The 19,899-nt window shown below is 63.5% G+C and carries 24 protein-coding genes, 2 tRNA genes and 3 pseudogenes; 19 read left to right on the top strand and 10 right to left on the bottom strand.

The annotated features are described in order from the left end of the window. The 3 genes and pseudogenes from O7A61_RS23390 to O7A61_RS23380 form a co-directional block, all read left to right on the top strand. On the top strand, nucleotides 1-414 hold a 414-nt coding region (locus O7A61_RS23390; protein ID WP_337131814.1), incomplete at its 5' end, for a pyridoxal-phosphate dependent enzyme. Further along, a pseudogene (locus O7A61_RS23385) lies at nucleotides 384-629 on the top strand (M20/M25/M40 family metallo-hydrolase); the annotation flags it as partial. The gene O7A61_RS23390 and the pseudogene O7A61_RS23385, both read left to right, overlap by 31 nt. Next, the gene (locus tag O7A61_RS23380; RefSeq protein WP_337131813.1) at nucleotides 622-1,782 is read left to right on the top strand and encodes a M20 aminoacylase family protein; all 1,161 of its coding nucleotides are present in this window, start codon (nucleotides 622-624) and stop codon (nucleotides 1,780-1,782) included. The pseudogene O7A61_RS23385 and the gene O7A61_RS23380, both read left to right, overlap by 8 nt. Before the next feature lie 319 nt (nucleotides 1,783-2,101). On the opposite strand, the gene O7A61_RS23375 is transcribed toward O7A61_RS23380, so the two are convergent. Continuing rightward, the gene (locus O7A61_RS23375; protein ID WP_337131812.1) at nucleotides 2,102-2,242 is read right to left on the bottom strand and encodes a hypothetical protein; all 141 of its coding nucleotides are present in this window, start codon (nucleotides 2,240-2,242) and stop codon (nucleotides 2,102-2,104) included. Nucleotides 2,243-2,351: 109 nt separating this feature from the next. Here O7A61_RS23375 and O7A61_RS23370 point away from each other — a divergent pair, with 109 nt between their 5' ends. From O7A61_RS23370 to O7A61_RS23345, 6 genes are all read left to right on the top strand, one after another. After that, nucleotides 2,352-2,525, top strand: coding sequence for a hypothetical protein (locus O7A61_RS23370; protein WP_015318449.1), 174 nt, complete (start codon nucleotides 2,352-2,354; stop codon nucleotides 2,523-2,525). Nucleotides 2,526-2,597: 72 nt separating this feature from the next. Continuing rightward, complete coding sequence (locus tag O7A61_RS23365) at nucleotides 2,598-4,691, top strand: ATP-dependent helicase (protein WP_337131811.1); 2,094 nt, start codon at nucleotides 2,598-2,600, stop codon at nucleotides 4,689-4,691. Between the two features lie 9 nt (nucleotides 4,692-4,700). Further along, nucleotides 4,701-5,480: a 4-hydroxy-tetrahydrodipicolinate reductase gene (gene dapB / locus O7A61_RS23360; protein WP_337131810.1), complete on the top strand. Its 780-nt coding sequence runs from the start codon at nucleotides 4,701-4,703 to the stop codon at nucleotides 5,478-5,480. Between the two features lie 175 nt (nucleotides 5,481-5,655). Further along, nucleotides 5,656-6,669, top strand: coding sequence for an ABC transporter substrate-binding protein (locus O7A61_RS23355; protein ID WP_337131809.1), 1,014 nt, complete (start codon nucleotides 5,656-5,658; stop codon nucleotides 6,667-6,669). A gap of 162 nt (nucleotides 6,670-6,831) precedes the next feature. Next, nucleotides 6,832-7,686 (top strand): ABC transporter ATP-binding protein, encoded by an 855-nt coding sequence (locus O7A61_RS23350; RefSeq protein ID WP_015318445.1) that lies wholly within the window; start codon nucleotides 6,832-6,834, stop codon nucleotides 7,684-7,686. A 14-nt stretch (nucleotides 7,687-7,700) separates the two neighbouring features. After that, on the top strand, nucleotides 7,701-8,579 hold the full coding sequence (locus O7A61_RS23345; protein WP_015318444.1) for an ABC transporter permease: 879 nt from the start codon (nucleotides 7,701-7,703) through the stop codon (nucleotides 8,577-8,579). A 45-nt stretch (nucleotides 8,580-8,624) separates the two neighbouring features. Here O7A61_RS23345 and O7A61_RS23340 read toward each other — a convergent pair whose 3' ends face one another. Next, a complete protein-coding gene (locus O7A61_RS23340; protein WP_337131808.1) occupies nucleotides 8,625-9,977 on the bottom strand; it encodes a sensor histidine kinase in 1,353 nt (450 codons plus the stop codon). Nucleotides 9,978-9,989: 12 nt separating this feature from the next. Continuing rightward, nucleotides 9,990-10,667 (bottom strand): response regulator, encoded by a 678-nt coding sequence (locus O7A61_RS23335; RefSeq protein WP_337131806.1) that lies wholly within the window; start codon nucleotides 10,665-10,667, stop codon nucleotides 9,990-9,992. 489 nt (nucleotides 10,668-11,156) lie between these two features. Between O7A61_RS23335 and O7A61_RS23330 the strand changes: the two genes are divergently transcribed. From O7A61_RS23330 to O7A61_RS23315, 4 genes are all read left to right on the top strand, one after another. After that, the gene (locus tag O7A61_RS23330) at nucleotides 11,157-11,357 is read left to right on the top strand and encodes a DUF680 domain-containing protein (RefSeq protein WP_337131805.1); all 201 of its coding nucleotides are present in this window, start codon (nucleotides 11,157-11,159) and stop codon (nucleotides 11,355-11,357) included. Nucleotides 11,358-11,402: 45 nt separating this feature from the next. Further along, nucleotides 11,403-11,630 (top strand): DUF680 domain-containing protein, encoded by a 228-nt coding sequence (locus O7A61_RS23325; RefSeq protein ID WP_140507466.1) that lies wholly within the window; start codon nucleotides 11,403-11,405, stop codon nucleotides 11,628-11,630. A 437-nt stretch (nucleotides 11,631-12,067) separates the two neighbouring features. Beyond that, complete coding sequence (locus tag O7A61_RS23320) at nucleotides 12,068-12,301, top strand: DUF680 domain-containing protein (RefSeq protein ID WP_337131804.1); 234 nt, start codon at nucleotides 12,068-12,070, stop codon at nucleotides 12,299-12,301. A 219-nt stretch (nucleotides 12,302-12,520) separates the two neighbouring features. Next, nucleotides 12,521-12,763: a DUF680 domain-containing protein gene (locus O7A61_RS23315; protein ID WP_140772494.1), complete on the top strand. Its 243-nt coding sequence runs from the start codon at nucleotides 12,521-12,523 to the stop codon at nucleotides 12,761-12,763. 37 nt (nucleotides 12,764-12,800) lie between these two features. Here the strand turns inward: O7A61_RS23315 and O7A61_RS23310 are convergent. The 3 genes and pseudogenes from O7A61_RS23310 to purM form a co-directional block, all read right to left on the bottom strand. Then, nucleotides 12,801-13,267, bottom strand: a pseudogene (locus O7A61_RS23310) (SixA phosphatase family protein). Between the two features lie 15 nt (nucleotides 13,268-13,282). Continuing rightward, complete coding sequence (gene purN / locus O7A61_RS23305; RefSeq protein WP_140772491.1) at nucleotides 13,283-13,996, bottom strand: phosphoribosylglycinamide formyltransferase; 714 nt, start codon at nucleotides 13,994-13,996, stop codon at nucleotides 13,283-13,285. Next, on the bottom strand, nucleotides 13,993-15,102 hold the full coding sequence (purM, locus tag O7A61_RS23300) for a phosphoribosylformylglycinamidine cyclo-ligase (protein ID WP_337131801.1): 1,110 nt from the start codon (nucleotides 15,100-15,102) through the stop codon (nucleotides 13,993-13,995). The genes purN and purM overlap by 4 nt, the downstream gene beginning before the upstream one ends. A gap of 209 nt (nucleotides 15,103-15,311) precedes the next feature. On the opposite strand from purM, the gene O7A61_RS23295 reads away from it, so the two are divergent. The 3 genes from O7A61_RS23295 to hdaA are packed head-to-tail and all read left to right on the top strand — an operon-like array spanning nucleotide 15,312 to nucleotide 17,827. Further along, a complete protein-coding gene (locus O7A61_RS23295; RefSeq protein ID WP_337107980.1) occupies nucleotides 15,312-15,866 on the top strand; it encodes a CDP-alcohol phosphatidyltransferase family protein in 555 nt (184 codons plus the stop codon). Beyond that, nucleotides 15,841-17,121 (top strand): AI-2E family transporter, encoded by a 1,281-nt coding sequence (locus tag O7A61_RS23290; protein WP_337107979.1) that lies wholly within the window; start codon nucleotides 15,841-15,843, stop codon nucleotides 17,119-17,121. Before O7A61_RS23295 ends, O7A61_RS23290 begins: the two co-directional genes overlap by 26 nt. Nucleotide 17,122: 1 nt before the next feature. After that, entirely contained in the window at nucleotides 17,123-17,827 is a 705-nt protein-coding gene (gene hdaA, locus O7A61_RS23285) for a DnaA regulatory inactivator HdaA (protein WP_337131816.1), read from the top strand. 177 nt (nucleotides 17,828-18,004) lie between these two features. Here hdaA and O7A61_RS23280 read toward each other — a convergent pair whose 3' ends face one another. Further along, nucleotides 18,005-18,148 carry a hypothetical protein gene (locus O7A61_RS23280; RefSeq protein ID WP_337131817.1) on the bottom strand — a complete coding sequence of 48 codons (144 nt, stop codon included), beginning with the start codon at nucleotides 18,146-18,148 and terminating at the stop codon, nucleotides 18,005-18,007. Here O7A61_RS23280 and O7A61_RS23275 point away from each other — a divergent pair. Then, nucleotides 18,080-18,409: a type II toxin-antitoxin system VapC family toxin gene (locus O7A61_RS23275; protein WP_337131815.1), complete on the top strand. Its 330-nt coding sequence runs from the start codon at nucleotides 18,080-18,082 to the stop codon at nucleotides 18,407-18,409. The genes O7A61_RS23280 and O7A61_RS23275 overlap by 69 nt on opposite strands. A gap of 8 nt (nucleotides 18,410-18,417) precedes the next feature. Here the strand turns inward: O7A61_RS23275 and O7A61_RS23270 are convergent, their stop codons facing one another. Continuing rightward, nucleotides 18,418-18,699 (bottom strand): hypothetical protein, encoded by a 282-nt coding sequence (locus tag O7A61_RS23270; RefSeq protein ID WP_337131800.1) that lies wholly within the window; start codon nucleotides 18,697-18,699, stop codon nucleotides 18,418-18,420. 121 nt (nucleotides 18,700-18,820) lie between these two features. Continuing rightward, nucleotides 18,821-18,897 (bottom strand) — tRNA-Pro (locus O7A61_RS23265). A gap of 124 nt (nucleotides 18,898-19,021) precedes the next feature. Here O7A61_RS23265 and O7A61_RS23260 point away from each other — a divergent pair. Together O7A61_RS23260 and O7A61_RS23255 are read left to right on the top strand one after the other, a co-directional pair. Further along, nucleotides 19,022-19,327: an ETC complex I subunit gene (locus O7A61_RS23260; protein ID WP_337107976.1), complete on the top strand. Its 306-nt coding sequence runs from the start codon at nucleotides 19,022-19,024 to the stop codon at nucleotides 19,325-19,327. 47 nt (nucleotides 19,328-19,374) lie between these two features. Continuing rightward, a tRNA-Arg gene (locus O7A61_RS23255) sits at nucleotides 19,375-19,451 on the top strand. A 37-nt stretch (nucleotides 19,452-19,488) separates the two neighbouring features. Here O7A61_RS23255 and O7A61_RS23250 read toward each other — a convergent pair. Beyond that, a pseudogene (locus O7A61_RS23250) lies at nucleotides 19,489-19,899 on the bottom strand (IS481 family transposase); the annotation flags it as partial.

Here is a 19,899-nt window from a genome sequence, read left to right as displayed (position 1 = left end):
GTCTTCGGCGCCGCCAAGGCCGGGCATCCGGTCAAGATCGCGCATGGCAAGGCGACGGTTATGGCGATGCTCGAATGCTACGAGGCGTCGCCGGTCGCCTGGCGGGTGCTGGCACGCGCCGCCGATGCCTTCATGACCGTCGACGAGGACGACGCCGTCGCGGTCATGCGTCGGCTGGCACGACCGGCCGGCAACGATCCGGCCATCGTCGCCGGTGAAAGCGGCGGGGTCGGTCTTGCCGGCCTGATCCGGGCGATGGCCGATCACAAGGCCGAGCTTGGCCTCGACGCCACTTCGCGCGTGCTGGTCGTCAACACCGAAGGCGCAACCGATCCCCGCCGCTATACTGAACTCGTCGGCATGAATCCGGAGGATGTGCTTGCCGGCAAGGTGCTTTCTCAAGCAAAGCCATGACCTCGATTGACGCACAAAGACTGCTTGGCCGCATCCGCGACGCGCAGATGATGGCGCGCCTTGCGCCCGCGGCGATGATTTTCGTGCCGAGCGCCGGCGGCATCAGCCACAATCCGCGCGAACATACCGCCGATGCCGAGCTTGTCGCCGGCGCCAACATCCTGCTTGATGTCGTCACCCGCCTTGCGGATCAGGAGATATCAGACAATGGCTGAAATCGATCGCGATGCGCTGAAGCTGGAGATGGCCGGATGGCGGCGCGATCTGCACGCGCATCCCGAATTCGGCTTCGAGGAGAAGCGCACGGCAGCCTTCGTCGCGGCCAAGCTGCGCGAATTCGGCCTGGACGATGTCGCCGAGGGTGTCGGCGGCACCGGCGTCGTCGGCACTTTGAAGCGTGGCAGCGGCAACCGTGCCATCGCGCTGCGGGCCGACATGGATGCGCTGCGCATATCGGAGCAATCGACCGCGCCCCACCGCTCCGGCAATCCCGGTCTCATGCATGCCTGCGGCCATGACGGCCACACGGCGATGCTGCTGGGTGCGGCCAAGCTTCTGGCCGGGGAGGGTGGTTTCGACGGCACGGTGCGCTTCATCTTCCAGCCGGCGGAGGAATGGGGAAAAGGCGCGTTGGCGATGCTCGATGATGGCCTGATGCAGCGCTTTCCCTTCGACGAGATATTCGGCCTGCACAACATGCCGGGCCTGCCCGTCGGGCATTTCGAAACCCGCGCCGGCCCGGTCATGTCGGCCGAAGATATTTTCGAGATCGTCCTCAGGGGGGTGGGCGGCCACGCTGCTCGGCCGCATTCGGGTCAGGAAACGCTGGTTGCCGCCTGTGCGCTGGTCACCAACCTGCAGACCATCGTCTCGCGACGGCTGAGCCCGGCCGACATTTCCGTGGTTTCGGTGACCGAATTGATCACCGACGGCACCCGCAACGCACTGCCGGGCCTTGCCCGCATCCTTGGCGACGCGCGCAGTTTCCGCCCCGAGGTCAGCGCCGAGATCGAACGCCAGATGCGCATTGTTGCCGAAGGTATCGCTGCCGCCTACAATGTCACCGCCGAGGTCAACTATACCAGGGAATTCGTGCCCTTGCGCAACGATGCCGAACTGGTCGATGCGGCCTTCGCAGCCGCCGGGACCGTTTTCGAACCCGGCAATATCGCGGTCGCCCGCGAGCCGATGACGGCGTCGGAGGATTTCGCCCGCTTCCTCGACCACGTGCCGGGCTGCTTCGTCTTCCTCGGCAACGGCGAGGTCTCGGCACCGCTTCACAATTCCAGCTACGACTTCAACGATGACGGGCTGTTGTTCGGCGTCAATTTCCACGTCGCCATCGCCAGGCAGCGGCTTGGGACTTGAACCCCGGGGGGCTTTTCGCGGCACTTTACGGGGGGAAAATGCCCGGAAACGGTTGAAATCCCTGATCTCGCATGACGCATCGGCAAGACTCAGCTAGCCTCCCTGGCGCGGCGGACCTGATATCCGCCTGGCCGGCGCTATCAGATTACCTCCCAAGTGGCGCCGGCCTTCTTCCCTGCGCTAAATTAGTTTTCGTTAAATTTAGAATGCTCGCGCTTGGCGGGCCACGAACTGCCAAGTTCCGCCCTGATCGCCTCGAGGAACGCATCGCGGCAATGCGTTGAGGGCGATGCCGTAATCGCCTGGCGCAGGGCACCATTCACTGGCCAGCAATGCCATTGTTCACGACAGGAATTGCGAGGTCTTGGTCCGCTCCAGGCGCCTTTGTCGGCGGCAGTTTGTTGTCGCAAGCCGAGAGACCCAATCCCACCAGCGCGAGGATCAGTACTAGCTTTTTCATCGCTACTTCCTCCACCCCCAAAACGACGCGGTGTCGGTTTGGTTGCTCGATTGCACCGAGGGAACAAAATCCCCTGCCTCAGGTTGACCCAGCGAAGGAGGACCGCCGCATGATCCGTTTGCTGCTGGTTGGCACGTTGGCCTTTGTTACTTACCGTCTCGCCCGCAAGATGATCGATGAGGTACCCGACAGTGTCGATCCTCTCTTGTTGCCGGCGCCCGCAAACGACCGCGAGGCGTTGCGCCGGCAATCGGCGTCGATGGGCGTTGACCCGAAACGCTGACCTTCTTGTTCCGTCGAATTGGCGGAGCTGCTTCTCTGTTGCGAACAAAGCGGAAACGATGCTTGATGGGCGATGAACCTCGCCGCCCATGATTCGACCTTTTTGGACTCGACCGTCCAGCCGGCTTATCTCGCCCGGCTAAACGACGCCCAACGCCAGGCCGTCGAACATGGCGACGGCAAGATTGCAGGCCCGCTGCTGGTCATCGCCGGCGCCGGCTCCGGCAAGACCAACACCCTGGCGCACCGCGTCGCCCATCTGATCGTCAAGGGAGCCGACCCGCGCCGCATCCTGCTGATGACGTTTTCGCGGCGCGCCGCATCCGAAATGGCCAGGCGCGTCGAGCGCATCGCCGGCGAGGTGCTAGGCCGCGAAGCTGCCGTGATCACGGATGCGCTGACCTGGGCCGGCACTTTTCATGGCATCGGTGCGCGGCTGCTGCGCGATTATGCACTGGAGATCGGCCTCAATCCGGCCTTCACCATCCATGATCGCGAGGATTCCGCCGATCTGATGAATCTCGTACGCCACGAACTCGGCTTCTCCAGGACGGAAGCGCGCTTTCCGACCAAAGGCACCTGCCTTGCCATCTATTCGCGCGCCGTCAACGCGCAGGTGCCGCTCGGTGAGGTGCTGGGATTTGCTTTCCCCTGGTGCGCCGGCTGGGCCGAGCAGCTCAAGCAGCTGTTTGCCGGCTATGTCGAGACCAAGCAGGCGCAGAACGTGCTCGATTACGACGATCTGCTGCTCTACTGGGCGCAGATGACCGCCGAGCCTGAAATCGCCACGCATCTCGGCGGGCGTTTCGACCATGTGTTGGTCGACGAATACCAGGATACCAATCGGCTGCAGGCGTCGATTCTGCTTGCGCTGAAACCCGACGGCGCCGGGCTGACGGTGGTCGGTGACGACGCGCAGTCGATCTATTCGTTCCGCGCTGCCGAAGTGCGCAACATACTCGACTTCCCCAGGCAGTTCGCCCAGACCGCCGATGTGGTGATGCTGGAGCGCAATTACCGCTCGACCGAGACCATTCTGGCGGCCGCCAATGCGGTCATCGGCGAAGCTTCGGAGCGCTTCACCAAGAACCTGTGGTCGGAACGCAAATCCGCCGACAAGCCAAGACTTGTGACCGTGCGTGACGAGGTCGAGCAGGCCAATTTCGTCTGCGACACCATCCTGGCGGAGCGCGAGGCTGGCACCGCGCTAAAGTCGCAGGCGGTGCTGTTTCGTGCCTCGCACCACAGCGGACCGCTGGAGATCGAACTTACGCGGCGCAACATTCCCTTCGTCAAGTTCGGGGGCCTGAAATTCCTCGATGCAGCCCACGTCAAGGACGTGCTGGCAGTGCTGCGCTTCGCCGAAAACCCGCGCGACCGTGTCGCCGGTTTTCGCGTGCTGCAGCTTTTGCCGGGGATAGGCCCTTCCGCCGCCGCGCAAATCGTCGAAGCGATGACGTCGGCGTTGGACGAGGCGATGGGCCTGGCCGGCTGGCGTCCGCCGCAGCGCGCCGCCGACGATTGGCCGGGTTTTGTCTCGCTTTATTCCGGCTTGCGAGCTGGCGCCAAATGGCCAGCCGACCTCGAACAGATCAGGCTGTGGTACGAACCGCATCTGGAACGCATCCACGAGGATGCGATCACGCGCCGGGCGGACCTGTTGCAGCTCGAGCAGATCGGCTCGGGCTATGCCTCGCGCGAACGCTTCCTGACCGAGCTGACGCTCGATCCGCCGGACGCGACCAGCGATCAGGCCGGGCCGCCGCATCGCGACGAGGACTATCTGATCCTGTCCACCATCCACTCGGCCAAGGGCCAGGAGTGGAAGAACGTCTTCGTGCTCAACACGGTCGATGGCTGCATTCCGGCCGATCTCGGCGTCGGCACCAAAGAGGACATCGAGGAAGAGCGCCGGCTGCTCTACGTGGCGATGACACGAGCCAAGGACAGCCTTAACCTGGTCATGCCGCAGCGCTTCTTTCCGCACGGCCAGGCGGCGCGCGGCGACCGCCATCTCTATGCCTCGCGCACCCGTTTCATCCCGGCCTCCATTCTTGCCGCCTTCCAGCAGCTTTCGTGGCCGGCCGCGCAAGCGGCGCAGGGCAGGGCACCCCGGCCGGAGGTGCGCGTCGACATCGGCGCCCGCATGCGCGGGATGTGGAAATAGCAGGAGCCGATGGCGCAGTCGCCGATCAGGATCGCCATATCAGGCGCGCTCGGCCGCATGGGCCGCCAGATGGCGAATGCGGTGCGGGCCGATGCGCGCCTGGCGCTTGCCGCCCGCTTTCACCGCCCAGGCTGTGTCGGTGATGGGCTGGTGAGCCGCGACGAGGCGCTTGCCGTGGCCGATGTGGTCATCGACTTCACCACGCCGGCCGCCTCCGCCGATCTGGCCAGCTTCTGTGCGGAGCGCGGTGGACCAGCGCTGGTAATTGGCTCGACGGGTTTCGATGCCGCCGAACTGGCCACCATCGCCGCCGCCGCGAAAACCGTCGCCATTGTGCGGTCCGGAAGCTTTTCGCTCGGGCTCAACATGTTGGTCGGATTGGTCGGGCGGGCAGCGCGGGCACTTGGCCCGCAAGACTGGGATGCCGAGATTTTCGAGGCGCATCATCGCCACAAGGTCGACGCGCCGTCGGGCACGGCGCTGATGCTGGGGCAAGCCGTTGCCGGCGGACGCGGCGTCGAACTGGACGCGGTTGCCAGGCGCGTCCGCGATGGCGTCACCGGCGCGAGGCCCGCGGGCGAGATCGGCTTCGCGGTGGCGCGCGGCGGCGGCATCATCGGTGAGCACAGCGTCAGCTTCTGCGCCGAGGGCGAAACCGTCACCGTGTCGCATGCGGCTGGCGACCGCATCATGTTCGCGCGTGGCGCCATCGCTGCGGCACTCTGGGTGGCGGGCCGCGCCCCCGGCGAGTACGACATGCGCGACGTATTGGGTTTTGGCGCATCGTAACCGGCAAATCCTGGCTGTTTTCATTCCCCGGTTGCTAAAGTGGCTGAAAGCCAGCTGAAAGCTTGGGCATGCAATTGATTCATTGCGGCGTTCGCCGCGTGACCGGTGCGGGAGTGGCCGGCAGGAGGAATGCGGCGCAGCCTGGATGGCGCGCCGCCCAGGTGGAGGAAGTTACATGACCGGTTTGATCTCGAAATGCATCTTGCGTTCGGCGGCGCTGACGCTCGCCATTGTCGGCACGGGCGCGACCGCGGCGTCCGCCGCGGACAAGATCACCATCATCGTCGGCGGCATGGAAAAGCAGATTTACCTGCCTGCCGTGCTCACCCAGCAGCTCGGCTACTTCAAGGATGAGGGGCTCGACGTCGAACTGATCAACTCGCGAGCCGGCGTCGAGGCCGAGAATGAATTGCTGGCCGGCGCCGTGCAGGGCGTTGTCGGCTTTTACGACCACACTGTCGACCTGCAGTCAAAGGGCAAATACATTCAGTCGATCGTCCAGTTCAGCCAGGCCCCTGGCGAGGTCGAACTGGTCTCCGCCAAGCACCCGGAGATCAAGTCGCCGGCCGACTTCAAGGGCGCCACACTGGGCGTCACCGGGCTTGGGTCGTCGACCGATTTCCTAACCCAGTATCTTGCCGTCCGCAGCGGCCTGAAGCCGGGTGATTACACGCTGCTGCCGGTCGGCGCCGGCAATACCTTCATCGCCGCCGTCAAGCAGGACCAAATTCAGGCCGGCATGACCACGGAGCCGACCATCGCGAAATTGCTCAAGACCGGCGAGGCCAGTGTCCTGGTCGACATGCGCACGCCCGAAAAGACCAAGGAAGCGCTGGGCGGCGACTATCCTGCGGCATCCTTCTACGTCCAGTCTTCCTGGGTCGAAGGCCACAAGGACGAAGCACAGAAGCTCGCCAATGCCTTCGTCAAGACGATGAAGTTCATCGCCGGCCATTCGGCCGAGGAGATCGCCGACAAGATGCCGAAGGACTATTACGCCGGCAACAAGGATCTCTATATCCAGGGGCTCGCCGGCGGCAAGGCGATGTTCACGCCCGACGGACGCATGCCGGCCGATGGCCCGGAGACGGTGCTGAAAGTTCTGTCGACCTTCTCCAAGAGCCTGCAGGGCAAGCAGATCGACCTGTCGAAAACCTTCACGACGGAATTCGTCGACGCCGCCAAGTAGGCAGGCAGGCGAGGCGGGTTACCCGGTTCGCTCTTGAGGAATAACAAGTTGCGCCGCTGGCCTGAATCGATTTGGCAGCGGCGCGCCTACCGATGTCGAGAGATGGCGGGCCCACAAGTTTTGGCCGCAGGCATTCTCGCATCATCGCCACAGGAGTATGCCATGCAAGTGCAAACGATGGCGGCCGAGAAGTTGTCTCAGGCCGCGCCGCCGGCCGATGCCGCGATCGCCATCGATGATGTGACGCTACGCTTCGTCACGCCCGACGGCCATATGATGACGGCGATCCGCGACTTCACCATGACGGTGGCGCGTGGCGAATTCGCCTGCGTCGTCGGGCCGACCGGCTGCGGCAAGTCGACGACGCTCAACCTCGTCACCGGCCTGCTGCGGCCGACCACAGGTCATGTCCGCGTCATGGGCAAACCGGTCACCGATATCAGCCGCGACATCGGTTTCGTCTTCCAGGCCGATGCGCTTTTTCCCTGGCGAAGCGTCATCGACAATGTCGCCGCCGGTCCGCTTTATCGCGGGATCCCCAAGGCGCAGGCCTATGATCGGGCCCGCGACTGGATCGCCCGCGTCGGCCTCGGCCGCTTCGAAAAACATTATCCGCACCAGCTTTCGGGCGGCATGCGCAAGCGCGTCGCCCTTGCCCAGACCTTCATCAACCAGCCGAAGATTCTGCTTATGGACGAGCCGTTCAGTGCACTCGACATGCAGACGCGCACGGCCATGCAGGACGAATTGCTCGGCCTGTGGTCGGAACAGAAATCCTCCGTCGTCTTCGTCACCCACGATCTGGAGGAGGCGGTGGCGCTGGCCGACAAGGTCTATGTGCTCACCGCCGGGCCGGGAACGGTCAAGAGCGTCTACCGCATCGACCTGCCGCGTCCGCGTGTCATGGCCGACATCCGTTACGACCCGAAATTCGTTGAGATCGCCAAGGTGATCTGGAACGACCTGCGCGAAGAAGTGCAGCTCGGCCAGAGCCGCACCTTGCAGAGCGGGCATTGAGAGGAGACACCAACATGACCGCTATCTCTCCGACCGCTTCCCATGCCGCCGTCCGCGATGCCTCCATTGCCGTTGCCGAGGCCCGGGCGAGGGCCCGGCTGCGCCGCCGCCATGCTTTGGTCATCGGCCTGCGCCTGGCTATCCTCGTTGCGTTCCTTGGCCTGTGGGAACTCGGCGCCGACTACAACATCATCGACCCGTTCTTCTTCGCTAGCCCCTCGGGCATCTGGGAACAGATCTGGTCCTGGATCACCGAGGGCACCTCGCAGGGACCGCTCTGGCTGCAGATCTATGTGACGCTGGAGGAAACCTTCCTCGGCTTCGCCATCGGCGCACTGGGCGGCATCGCCGCCGGCATCATCCTCGGCCGCAACCGGCTGCTGGCCGATGTCTTTTCGATCTACATCAAGATCGCCAATTCCGTGCCGCGCGTCGTGCTCGGCTCTGTCTTCATCATCGCGCTCGGCCTCGGCATGGCCTCGAAAGTGGCGCTCGCCGTGGTGATGGTGTTCTTTGTCGTTTTCGCCAACGCCTTCCAGGGGGTTCGCGAGGCCGACAGGGCGATGATCGCCAACGCCCAGATCCTCGGCGCCTCGCCGTTCCAGATCACCCGCACCGTCATTATCCCGTCGGCGATGAGCTGGATCCTGGCCAGCCTGCATGTCAGCTTCGGCTTTGCCCTGGTCGGCGCCGTGGTCGGCGAATTCCTCGGCGCCAAGCAAGGCATGGGCCTGCTGATCTCGACCGCGCAGGGCGCCTTCAACGCCAATGGCGTCTTCGCCGCCATGATCATCCTGGCGGTTATGGCGCTGGTGGTGGAATTCATCATCACCCGCTTCGAGAACTATGTCGTCAAGTGGCGGCCGGCGCCGTTCAACGAGCAGGGCACCTGATTTTGTTCCGAGGAGAGTCCGAACCCGCGCTGGGCGCGGGTCGGGTCATGCCAGGGGCAACCTGACCTCGACCACCAGACCGCCGGCCGCGCCATCCCCGAGGGTGACGCGGCCGCCGGCATTCTCGACAACCTCGCGCACGATGGCGAGGCCCAGGCCGCTGCCTTCCTCGGTCGAACCGGCGATGCGATAAAAGCGCTCGAACACGTGATCCCGCTCTTCGGCCGGGATGCCAGGCCCGTCATCGGCTACCGTCAACACGGCTTCGCTATCGATGGCGGCCAGCTTCACCGTCACGCTGCCGCCTGCCGTCGAGTAACGCAGCGCGTTGTCGACAAGATTGACGATCATCTCGCGCAGCATGGTGCCGTCGCCAATGACTGCAACCGGCCCTGTTTCCTCCAGCCCGAGATCGATCTTGCGGGCGATCGCCGCGGGCGCCTGCGTTTCCAGTACATGGCGGGCGGCTTCTGTCAGGTCGATGCGATCGGCGCGTGGCCGCCGGCTGCCAGGCTCGGCACGCGATAGGGTGAGCAATTGTTCGGCCAGCCGCGCCAGCTTGCCGGAGCTGGCCTGCAGCGCCACCAGCGCTTCGTGACGCGCATCGGTGGCGGTTTCGCGTAGCGCATAGCTTGCCTGCGTCGATAGCAGCGCCAGCGGCGTGCGCAATTGATGTGCGGCATTGGCGATGAAACGGCGCTGCGCTCCCATCTGCGCGCGCACCCGTTCCATGTAGGCGTTGAGCGCCTCTATCAGAGGCCGGATTTCGCTCTGCGCGCCCGGCACGTCAACCGGATCGAGGTCGCTTCGGCTTGGCGAACGCACCGCGTCGCGCAGGCTTATCAATGGCGCCAGGCCGCGGCGCAGGCCAAGCAGCACGAACACGCCGGCGATCGCCACGAGCGCCAGCTGCTGGACGAAGGCGCTGAACCACAGCCGCTTCGCCATCGCATCATGCCCGGAGAGCGTTGTGCCCACGGTGACCGTTATGGGGGAATCGCCGCCGGCGCCGATCACCGCGTGGCTGAGCGTCAAGAGCCGCAACATATGGTCACGATAGCTCGCCTCGACGCTCGCATGCCGCGGCGCTTGCGGCAAATCGGGGTAACCGGTCAGCAACCGTCCTCCGGCGGTCTCGACGCGATAGTAGACGCTGTCGCGATCGCCGGTATCGAACATCTCGATCGCCGCCGGCGGGATGGTGGCATCGAGTACGCCATCGGCCATGGCGACCTGCTCGGCGATGGCGCGGGCCGAGCCGACCAGCATGCGGTCGGTGACCAGATCGGCGGTCGCCAGAGCGTTGCGCTGGCTGGTCCACAGATTGATGGTCGCAAGCCCGGCCAGGGGGAGCACGACCCAGGCCAGCAATTGCAGGCGCAGGCTGTTAGTCTTCATGGCGCCAAATCATCATGGCGCCAGATCATCGTGGCGCAAGAGATAGCCGAGGCCACGCAAAGTGGTGATCTGGACCCGCGAGCCTTCAAGCTTCTTGCGCACACGGTGCACATAGATCTCGATGGCGCTTGGATCGGCGTCGGTCTCGAAGTCATAGATCGCCGCGGACAAGGCGGCCTTGCTCACGGTGCGTCCCGCCTTGATCATCAACTGCTCGAGCACGGCATGTTCGCGCGGCGTCAATGCCAGCGTCTCGCCGCCGAGCGAAAACAGCCTGGTGTTGGTGTCGAAGACGAGGTCGCCGCAGGCAACGACCGGTGCCGTCCGGTCATTGGCGCGGCGCAGTTGGACGCGGATGCGTGCTTCGAGCTCCTCGATCTGGAAGGGCTTCGGCAGATAGTCGTCGGCGCCTTCGTTGAGGCCTTTGACCCGGCCATCGAGGCTGGCATTGGCAGTCAGTACGATCACCGGGACCCGGTTGCCGCGTGTTCGCAGCATACGCAGCACTTCCAGTCCGCTCATGCGAGGCAGCGCAAGATCGAGAATGACAAGCGCGTGGTTGCCGGCGGCGAGCGCATGCTCGACATCCTCGCCGTCATGGACGATGTCGACGACATAATTCGCCTGGCGCAAGGTCTTGCCTAGCCAGTCCGCCAGTTCGCGATTGTCCTCCACAAGCAGCAATCGCATGTCTATTGCCGTTCCAGCATCCGCCCACTTTCGGTCTCAACGGCCGCCTCGGGCTCGATTGGCGGGCCCATTCGGCAATCGGACCCGAAATGATCGATAGTCTCGATCGCAACGCAAGGCAAATGCGGCTTGGCCGCGGTCGGGATCCGATTTTTGTAGGCTCAGACACCCTGTTTTGAAGATTAAATCGAACCGAACGGTTCGGTTCTGGTTGACGGATTGTATCGCAAACGGTGAACAATGTCCTCCGATCTGCTCTGGCATGCGCCCCGAGATGCAAACGCTAACCATCTGAAAACATGTGATAAATCAGACTAAAAATGCTGCGGTGCAATATGCATTGTCCATAATGTAATGAAATACTGCAAAACCGGTGCGACTAGAAATCCCAAAAGGCCTTTCCCATCTGAAGGTGGTCCGAGCGACGCGAAATCCTCCCAAGGGCACGCCACTAGACGGACAGAACAAAGAAATTCTGGAGTAAATAAAATGACCAAGATCGCTCTTACCGCCGCCGCCATCCTCGTTGCCACGGGCACTGCTTTTGCCGGCAGCGACAATTATGGCTCGGCCAACGCCAACCAGCCTGCCGCCACCGTCGACCAGTCGGTCACCGCTTCGACCTCGAAGTCGACGGCAGCGTCGGTCCAGGCTCCCCAGGGCGCTGACCGCAACCTCTTCGGCCGCTAATCGCGACTGCCAATCCATCCACCTTTGAATTCAGGAGTACTTGAAATGACCAAGATCGCACTCACCGCCGCCGCCATCCTCGTTGCCACGGGTACCGCTTTTGCCGGCAGCGACAACTACGGCTCCAACAACGCCAACCAGCCGGTTGCCAGCCAGTCGACCTCCAATGTCGACACCTTCCGTACCGGTTCGATCCTGAAGGCGGACAAGGCGCAGGCTGACGTCAATGCCAAGGTGCCTGCTCAGTCGGGCCAAGGCATCTGGGGCCGCTGATCCCTTCAAGCATCGCGTGACGACAAAGAGCGGTGGGCCTGGCCCGCCGCTCTTGTTTTTTTGGCAGCCGGTTGAGCCAACCGGGCCGGCCATGCCGGACAACCATCGAGCGGGCGCAGCCCGCGTGCTGATCACGGATCGAACCAGTCGGTTCAATTAATGTTGACGAGCCGTGAGCGCAGCGCGAATCGGAGCTCGGCGAAATACAGTGCAATACCCGTGAGATATCTTCAGTAACAATCTGTTATTGCTGATGAAAATCGTCTTATTTTCAAATTCTTTGTTGACCTTTGAGGTCCGGAATCTGGCCGTAAAGGAACATCTTCGTGATTGGAAGCCGGCGAACGAAAAACCCACTTTCAGGTGGTCCGAGCGACGCGAAGTCCTCCCAAGGCACGCCACTTGACGGACAGACCAGAACTATTGGAGTAAAGAAAATGAACAGGATCGCACTTACCGCCGCCGCCATTCTCGTTGGCATGGGCAGCGCCTTCGCCGGCAGCGACCACTATGGCTCGGACAACGTCAATCAGCCGGCTGTCACCGGGCCTGCGGACAGGATCGACCACAGCTATACGGCTTCGATCCGCAAGCCGGTCGAACACCGCGGTTTAAAACTGACGCCCGACTCTAATCAGCCGGATCCCGGCCAGGGCAACTGGGGCCGCTGATCCCGCGCGGGGCCTCGACTAACTCGACGTCAAAGAGCGGTGGGCCTGGCCCGCCGCTCTTTTTTTCGGATGAGCCCTGGGCATTGGCCGTATCAGCCGATCTTCGCAGTCTGCAAAAAACATTTCACGGTCAGGAATAAAACCAGGCTGCTTCTGGTCTTGTCCTCAGCGGAACCGTCCTCCCAAGACGCCGCCCAACGGATGAACCTGGAGATTGAAATGAACAGACTTGCTCTCGCTGCCGCCGCTATGCTCGTCGCAACCGGAGGTGCACTCGCCGGCAGCGACCATTATGGCTCGGATAATGCCAACCAGCCGGTCGCCCCGGTCGCCGGCGTGGACCACGCCGCCACCGGCGCCGTCGACAACAACACGAATATGACCAGGCACAAGGCTGCCGACACCAAGATCAAGCCCGGCATCGACTGGCCGGAGCCCGGCCAGGGCATATGGGGCAACTGATGTCAGGGGTGCGGCAGGTCTGATCTGCCGCACCCGTCTAGCTCAGATCCTTCGGCCGCAGACAGTGCGTCAGCCGGGCGGCCGACAAGCCAGACCAATCGTGTTCAAAGACGAAGCGCGCGAGGGCTGCTGTCGGAAACTTTTGCTCGAGCCTCTTGCGCGCCTTCGCCTCCGATCCCGGTCCGGCAAGCTGTTTTGCCAGATCCTCCAGGCCTGGATTGTGGCCGAGAACCAGCAGGCAGCCGCTCGACGGGTCTGCTTTGCGTACCAAAACGCGACCCGAGGCTGCGCGGGCAGTTCCGAGGCCACCAGCCGCCACGTATCGCGGGTGCGCAGCGCCGGTGACACCAATGCCAGGTCCGGCAGCCAGTCGCGTGCGGCAAGCTCGCGTCCGATCAATCGGGCTGCCTTCAACCCACGTTCCGCGAGCGGCCGGTCGAAATCATCGAGATCAGGATCATCCCAGCTCGATTTGGCATGGCGTAGGAGGAGCAGCTGTTTCATCGCCGTGCCCTCGGCTTAAGGCGTGATCCGCGCCAGCTGCTCGAGATCGGCCTCCTCGCGCAGCGGGTCGGGTGCCATCACCACCGAGGTGCCGTTGTCGGCATCGTCGGCAAAGTGGGCAAGCACGGCGCGGCCCTCCTCCATGCGCGCCTTGCCTTCGGCCACCAGTCCAAGCGCCAGCGGATAGAGCCGATGCTCGGCCTTCAGTACCCGGGCAGCCAGCGTATCGGTATTGTCGCCGACCATCACCGGCACCGCAGCCTGGGCGATAATGGGGCCGTCATCCATCTCGGATGTCACGAAATGCACCGTGCAGCCATGAATGCGGATGCCGGCGGCCAGCGCGCGAGCATGGGTATCGAGCCCTTTGAAGGCCGGCAGCAGGGCAGGGTGGATGTTGATCATGCGGCCCTGCCATTTCTGGACAAAGCCGGGGGTCAGGATGCGCATATAGCCCGCCAGCGCCACGATGTCGGCATTGAAGGCCGCGAGTGCCGCGTCGATCGCCGCGTCATGCGCCTGCTTGCTGCCGTGGTCGGCGCGCGAAATGACCTGTGTGGCGATGCCGCGTGCCCTGGCGATGACGAGGCCGGCGGCGTCCGCCTTATCGGAGATGACGCCTGCGATCTCGGCCGGGAAGGACGGGTCGCTGGCCGCCGCGATCAGCGCGGTCATGTTGGAGCCGCGCCCCGAAATCAGAACGACTGTGCGTTTCCTCCGCGCGCTCATAGGCCGATCGAGCCCCGATAGATGACGCCGGCGTCGCGGCGCGGCACGATGCGGCCGATCGGCGTCACCGTCTCGCCGGCTTCCTGCAGGACGGCCGCAACCTGCGCCGCCTGACCCGAAGCGACAGCCAAAATCATGCCGATGCCGCAGTTGAAGGTGCGCATCATCTCTTCCGGCGCCACGCCGCCGGTCTTGGCCAGCCAGGAGAACACCGGCGGCACGTCGATGGCTTCGAGGTCGAGCTCGGCCGAGAAATCCTTGGGCAGCACGCGCGGGATGTTTTCCGGGAAGCCGCCGCCGGTGATGTGCGCCAGCGCCTTGATGCCGTGCGTGTTGCGGATCGCCTTGAGGAGCGATTTCACGTAGATGCGGGTCGGCTCGAGCAGCGCCTCAGCCAGAGTCGCCTCGTCGTTGAACGGTGCCGGATCGCTCCACGCCAGGCCGCTCGCGGCAACGATGCGGCGCACCAGGGAAAACCCGTTGGAATGGAGGCCGGAGGAGGCAAGGCCGAGCAGCACGTCGCCTTCGACGATGTCGTCGGTGGGCAAAAGCTGCCCGCGTTCGGCCGCGCCCACCGCAAAGCCGGCAAGGTCATAGTCCTTGCCGTGATACATGCCGGGCATTTCGGCGGTCTCGCCGCCGATCAGCGCGCAGCCGGCCTTGCGGCAACCCTGCGCGATGCCGCCGACGATCGCGGCACCCTGTTCGGGATCGAGTTTGCCGGTGGCGAAATAGTCGAGGAAGAACAGCGGCTCCGCGCCCTGCACGACGATGTCGTTGACGCACATGGCGACGAGGTCGATGCCGATCGTGTCGTGCTTGCCGGCATCAATGGCGATCTTGAGCTTGGTGCCGACGCCGTCATTGGCGGCGACCAGCACCGGATCTGTGAAACCGGCGGCCTTGAGATCGAACAGGCCGCCGAAGCCGCCGATCTCGCCATCCGCGCCTGGCCGGCGCGTCGCGCGCACCAACGGCTTGATCTTTTCCACCATGAGATTGCCGGCATCGATGTCGACGCCGGCCTCGGCATAGGTGAGCCCGTTTCTGCGCTTGGCCGTTTTGTTCTGGCCCGTTTTATGCTGGCCGGTTTCGCGCTTGCTCATCGCAATGTTCCTGCTCGTTTGCGGGCTCTTCGCATGAACGGTTTCGGTCCGCAAGGATAACGGCCGAACCGGGCGCCGTTTGGTCGACAAAAGCGTGGATAGCCGGGGCATCGCACACTGCGTCTGCCGCTGGCCCAGCCTGCTTCTCCCTTGCCTCGGCCCTCCATCTCCCTCATCTCTCTCGAGGCATAATACGGCGGGACAATGCGTTGACCATCCCCAACCTAATCACCATCCTGCGCTTTGTGCTGGTGCCTGCCGTGGTGCTGGCCATGTTGCAGGCACGTTGGGAATGGGCTTTTGCCGGCTTCGTCGTTGCCGGCCTTTCCGACGGTGTCGACGGTTTCATCGCGCGCCGCTTCAACCAGCAGTCCAGGTTCGGCGCCTATCTCGATCCTATCGCCGACAAGCTGCTTTTGGTTTCGGTGTTCGTCGTCATGGGCTTCATCGGGCAATTGCCGCTGTGGCTGGTCGTCACCATGGTGTCGCGCGACGCGCTGATCGTGTGCGCGGTCCTGTTGTCCACGGTGATCGGCCATCCCGTCGAGATAAAGCCGTTTCTGGTGTCGAAGGCCAATACCGCCATACAGATCGCGCTGGCGGCGGTTGTGCTGGGGGAGCTCGCCTTTGCCGGGCACCTCGACCCTCTGCGGCCCACCCTCATATTGCTGTCCGGGGTCTTGACCGTGGCTTCGGCCGCGGCCTATCTCGTGGCTTGGCTGAGGCATATGAGCGGCTATGGCGAAGGCGGTAAATCAGGCTGACAAGCCCATCGACGGCAAGGCTGCCCGCAAGCCGGCCGCCCGCAAAGCGGTGGCGCGGGGCAAGACCGTGGACGACCAGACGGTCGTCGTCGTGCCGGCCGGCGAGACAGCGGCTGAGGCCGAGGCGTCGGCCACGTTCCGCCGCCAGATCTTCTTCTGGCTGGCGGGTGCCGCGATCCTGGCGCTTTTTCTTTATGTCTTCAGCGCCATCCTGCTGCCCTTCGTCGCCGGCATGGTGCTTGCCTATTTCCTTGATCCGGTCGCCGACCGGCTGCAACGGCTCGGCCTCAGCCGCTTCATGGCGACCGTGGTCATCCTCATCACCTTCCTCATCGTGCTGGTGCTGGCCTTCGTCATCCTCATTCCGGTGCTGGCGACGCAGATGGCCGATTTCGCCGGCAAGCTGCCGGAGTACCTGACGCGGCTGCAGAGCCTGATCACCTCCTTTGATCCGAAGTGGCTGGAACAGAAATTCGGCGTCAACGCCAATGGCCTGCGCGACGGGTTGAACTCGCTGCTGACCTCCGGTTTCGGCCTGCTCACCACGGTTTTCACTTCGATCTGGAGTTCGGGCGTGGCGCTGGTCTCGGTGGTCAGCCTGTTCGTGGTGACGCCCGTGGTTGCCTTCTACATGCTGCTCGACTGGGATCGCATGGTGGCGGTCATCGACAGCTGGGTACCGCGCGACAACGTGGCGACGGTCCGCGCCATCGCGCGCGACATCAACACCGCCACCGCCGGCTTCGTGCGTGGCCAGGGCACCCTCTGCCTGGTGCTGGCCGCCATGTATGCCACCGGCCTGACGCTGACGGGGCTGAACTTCGCCATCCTCATCGGCCTGTTCGCCGGGCTGATCTCCTTCATCCCCTATGTCGGCTCATTGACCGGGCTGGTGCTGGCCGTCGGCGTTGCCTTCGTCCAGTTCTGGCCGGACTGGACGATGATTGTCGCCGTTGCCGTGGTCTTCTTTATCGGCCAGTTCGTCGAAGGCAACATCCTGCAGCCCAGGCTGGTTGGCAAAAGTGTCGGCTTGCATCCGGTGTGGCTCATGTTCGCGTTGTTCGCCTTCGGCGCGCTGTTCGGTTTTGTCGGCCTGTTGATTGCTGTTCCTGCATCCGCGGCGGTTGCCGTTCTGGTGCGGTTTGCCATCGCCCGCTATCTGGAATCGCCACTCTACAAGGGCCACGCGACAGCACCCGCGCCGCCGTTGCCGGCCGATCGCGGTGGCGGCCATCGCACGCAACCGCGTCGTTGACGTGACTGCCCAGCGAACCGATCCGCCGCGCCAACTGCCGCTCGATCTCGGCCACGGCACCGGTTATTCGCGCGACGAGCTGGTCGTCTCCGGCACCAATAACCAGGCGGCCGCGCTGGTCGACCGCTGGCCGGATTGGCAAGCACCAGTGGTGGTGCTGGCAGGCCCCGCTGGTTCGGGCAAAACGCATCTGGCCTCGATCTGGCGTGCTCGCGCCAACGCGGTGGCCATCGACGCCAGGCGCATGGGTGACAGCATCGCCAATCTCGGTGCGCGGCCGGCGCTGATCGACGATGTCGATAGCGGCGCGGTCGATGAGCAAGGGCTGTTCCATTTGATCAATACCGTGCGCGGTGCTGGCTCGACACTGCTTCTGACGGCGCGGCGCTTTCCGTCGGCCTGGGGCGTCAAGCTGCCCGATCTTGCCTCGCGGCTGAAGGCGGCGGCGACCGTCGAGATCCACGAGCCTGACGATCTCTTGCTCGCCGGCGTCATCACCAAGCTGTTCGCCGACCGGCAGGTCGAGGTCGAGCCGCATGTCGTGCAGTATCTGGTGCGGCGCATCGAGCGTTCGCTGGCAACCGCGATGCGTGTGGTGGAGCGCCTGGATCGCACCGCGCTGGAGCGCAAGATGCCGATCACAAGGGCACTGGCCGCCGAGACCGTGAGCGCCATGGACGAGGGTCAGGGCGAGTTCGAGATTTGATGGCTTCAGGGCTCCAGCGATTCTCCGTCTCCACCTCGGTCCCGTTTTGGCACACAAGATTGGCACCGGTCTTGCAGCGCGAGGTTGCCGGCTAACCCCGGTCCTGATTGCGTTCCAAATCAGGTTGTAGGCTCGCCGGGATGAGGCGGTTGGGGTTCTCGCCCGGCGAGCTTGCCTTTAAGAATGTATCGAGCGGGTGCCGCCGCAGCGATCGTACTTGATGAACCTCGGGCCGCCGCTTGCATCGCCGCGATCGAAGCCGAAGATGAACTCCTGATTTCCGCCGGCACCGTCGCCGAGGCGCTGATCGTCGCCGCCCATCGTGGCATCGCTGCCGAGCTATCCAGCCTGATTGATGGGCTTGGCTTCGAGGTTGTTGCGGTGACGCCGGCGTCAGCCAGGCGAATCGCGGAGGCATATGCGCAATGGGGGAAGGGCATCCATCCGGCCGCGCTCAATTTCGGCGATTGCTTCTCCTATGAAGTGGCGAAGGAGCACGCTTGCCGGCTGTTGTATGTCGGAGCCGATTTTTCGAAAAACCGATATCGAGGGTGCTCTGAACGTGGCACCGTCAGCCGGTGAGCTTGCGGTCACAGCCATAGTCTGACGAAATGCCGGACCACCACATAAACGGCGGAATGCGCGGCGATGTAACAGGCCGCGACCAGCACGAACATCCCGATGCTGGCGGGCCAGGAATGGGAGGCGGCTATGCCCGGGGCCAGCCTGGCCTGTCTGCGGCTCTCGCGATTGTTCCACATCGCCAGGGCCGCGCAGGCGATCGCCCACGTCACCATGAACGGAACCGTCACGCCCGCATAGGCAAAATAGGCCGGCCCGAACAGCGACACCCAAGCATCGATCCCAGGCACCGCAAATCCCCCGTTTGCCGCAGCTTAAGCCGGCAATGGCGAGGGAAGCGAGCCTGAAATGGTGAAACGCGAATAAGGGCAAAACCCTTCGGTGCCATCGGCATCGCATTTTAGAGAGAAATGGTCGGAGTGGAGAGATTCGAACTCCCGACCCTCTGGTCCCAAACCAGATGCGCTACCAGGCTGCGCTACACTCCGAACGGTCTGTTGCCTATTCATTTCGGTGTTACATGGCAAGTGCAAAAACCTTGCCGCCGGTGCCAATGCGCAGTAATGACGGCCTACGGGCGGCGACGCTGCCTCGCACAACAAAGAGGTGGCCATGTCCGCGCGCATTTTCAGCCCAGCCAAAACCGCGATGCAGTCCGGCAAGGCCAAGACCGGCCATTGGGTGCTGGAATTCGATCCCGAGATGCGCAAGAAGATCGACCCGCTGATGGGCTACACCACCTCGGGAGACATGAGAAGCCAGATCAAGCTCACCTTCGACACGCGCGAAGAAGCGGTCGCCTACGCCGAAAAGGAAGGGCTTGCCTTCCGCGTCGAGGAGCCGAAAGAGACCAAGCGCCGCCAGATTTCCTATGCGGAGAATTTCCGCTATGACCGCAGGACGCCCTGGACGCATTGACCGGCGGCCAGCGCCAAGTATTTCAGCCGGCCCATTGGCCGGCCAACGGTCCCGTAGCTCAGCTGGATAGAGCACCGGCCTTCTAAGCCGATGGTCACAGGTTCGAATCCTGTCGGGATCGCCACAATTTCAGGGTCCGTTCCGGACACATGGGTTACGGTTTATACCGGAGACATGGGTAACACTTTTGGCCCGAACGGGTTTTGGAGTGGTTCGAGCCTGCATGTCTCATCGTCGAAATATCCCAAATCATAGTCCATGAAGCTGGCCAGCCAGATGTGATCCTCGACCTGTTTGATGCCGACGGTCTGGCCGGCAAAGACGAGGCTGAGATTGATCTTCTTGCTGTTATAGCAGATGCGGCCGCAGGTGGTGACGGTGACGGCCTTGTCGTGAAACGGATAATCGAGATCAGGCAGGCCGGCATAGGGCCGCGTTGAGGGTACGTAACGCTCTGCCGGGCAGTCCATGCCGAGCGCCTGGTGGGGGCGTTCTGAGTTGAACTCGTCGATGAAGTCATCGAACCTGGCCTGCTGCTGAAGAAAATTGGCGCCGGCCGGTTTGGTGGTTTC

It is taken from the genome of Mesorhizobium sp. Cs1321R2N1 (assembly GCF_037179725.1).
GTDB classification, from domain to species: domain Bacteria; phylum Pseudomonadota; class Alphaproteobacteria; order Rhizobiales; family Rhizobiaceae; genus Mesorhizobium; species Mesorhizobium salmacidum.
The sequence above is the reverse complement of the archived record's forward strand: the minus strand, read 5'-3'. Positions and strand labels throughout refer to the sequence as shown.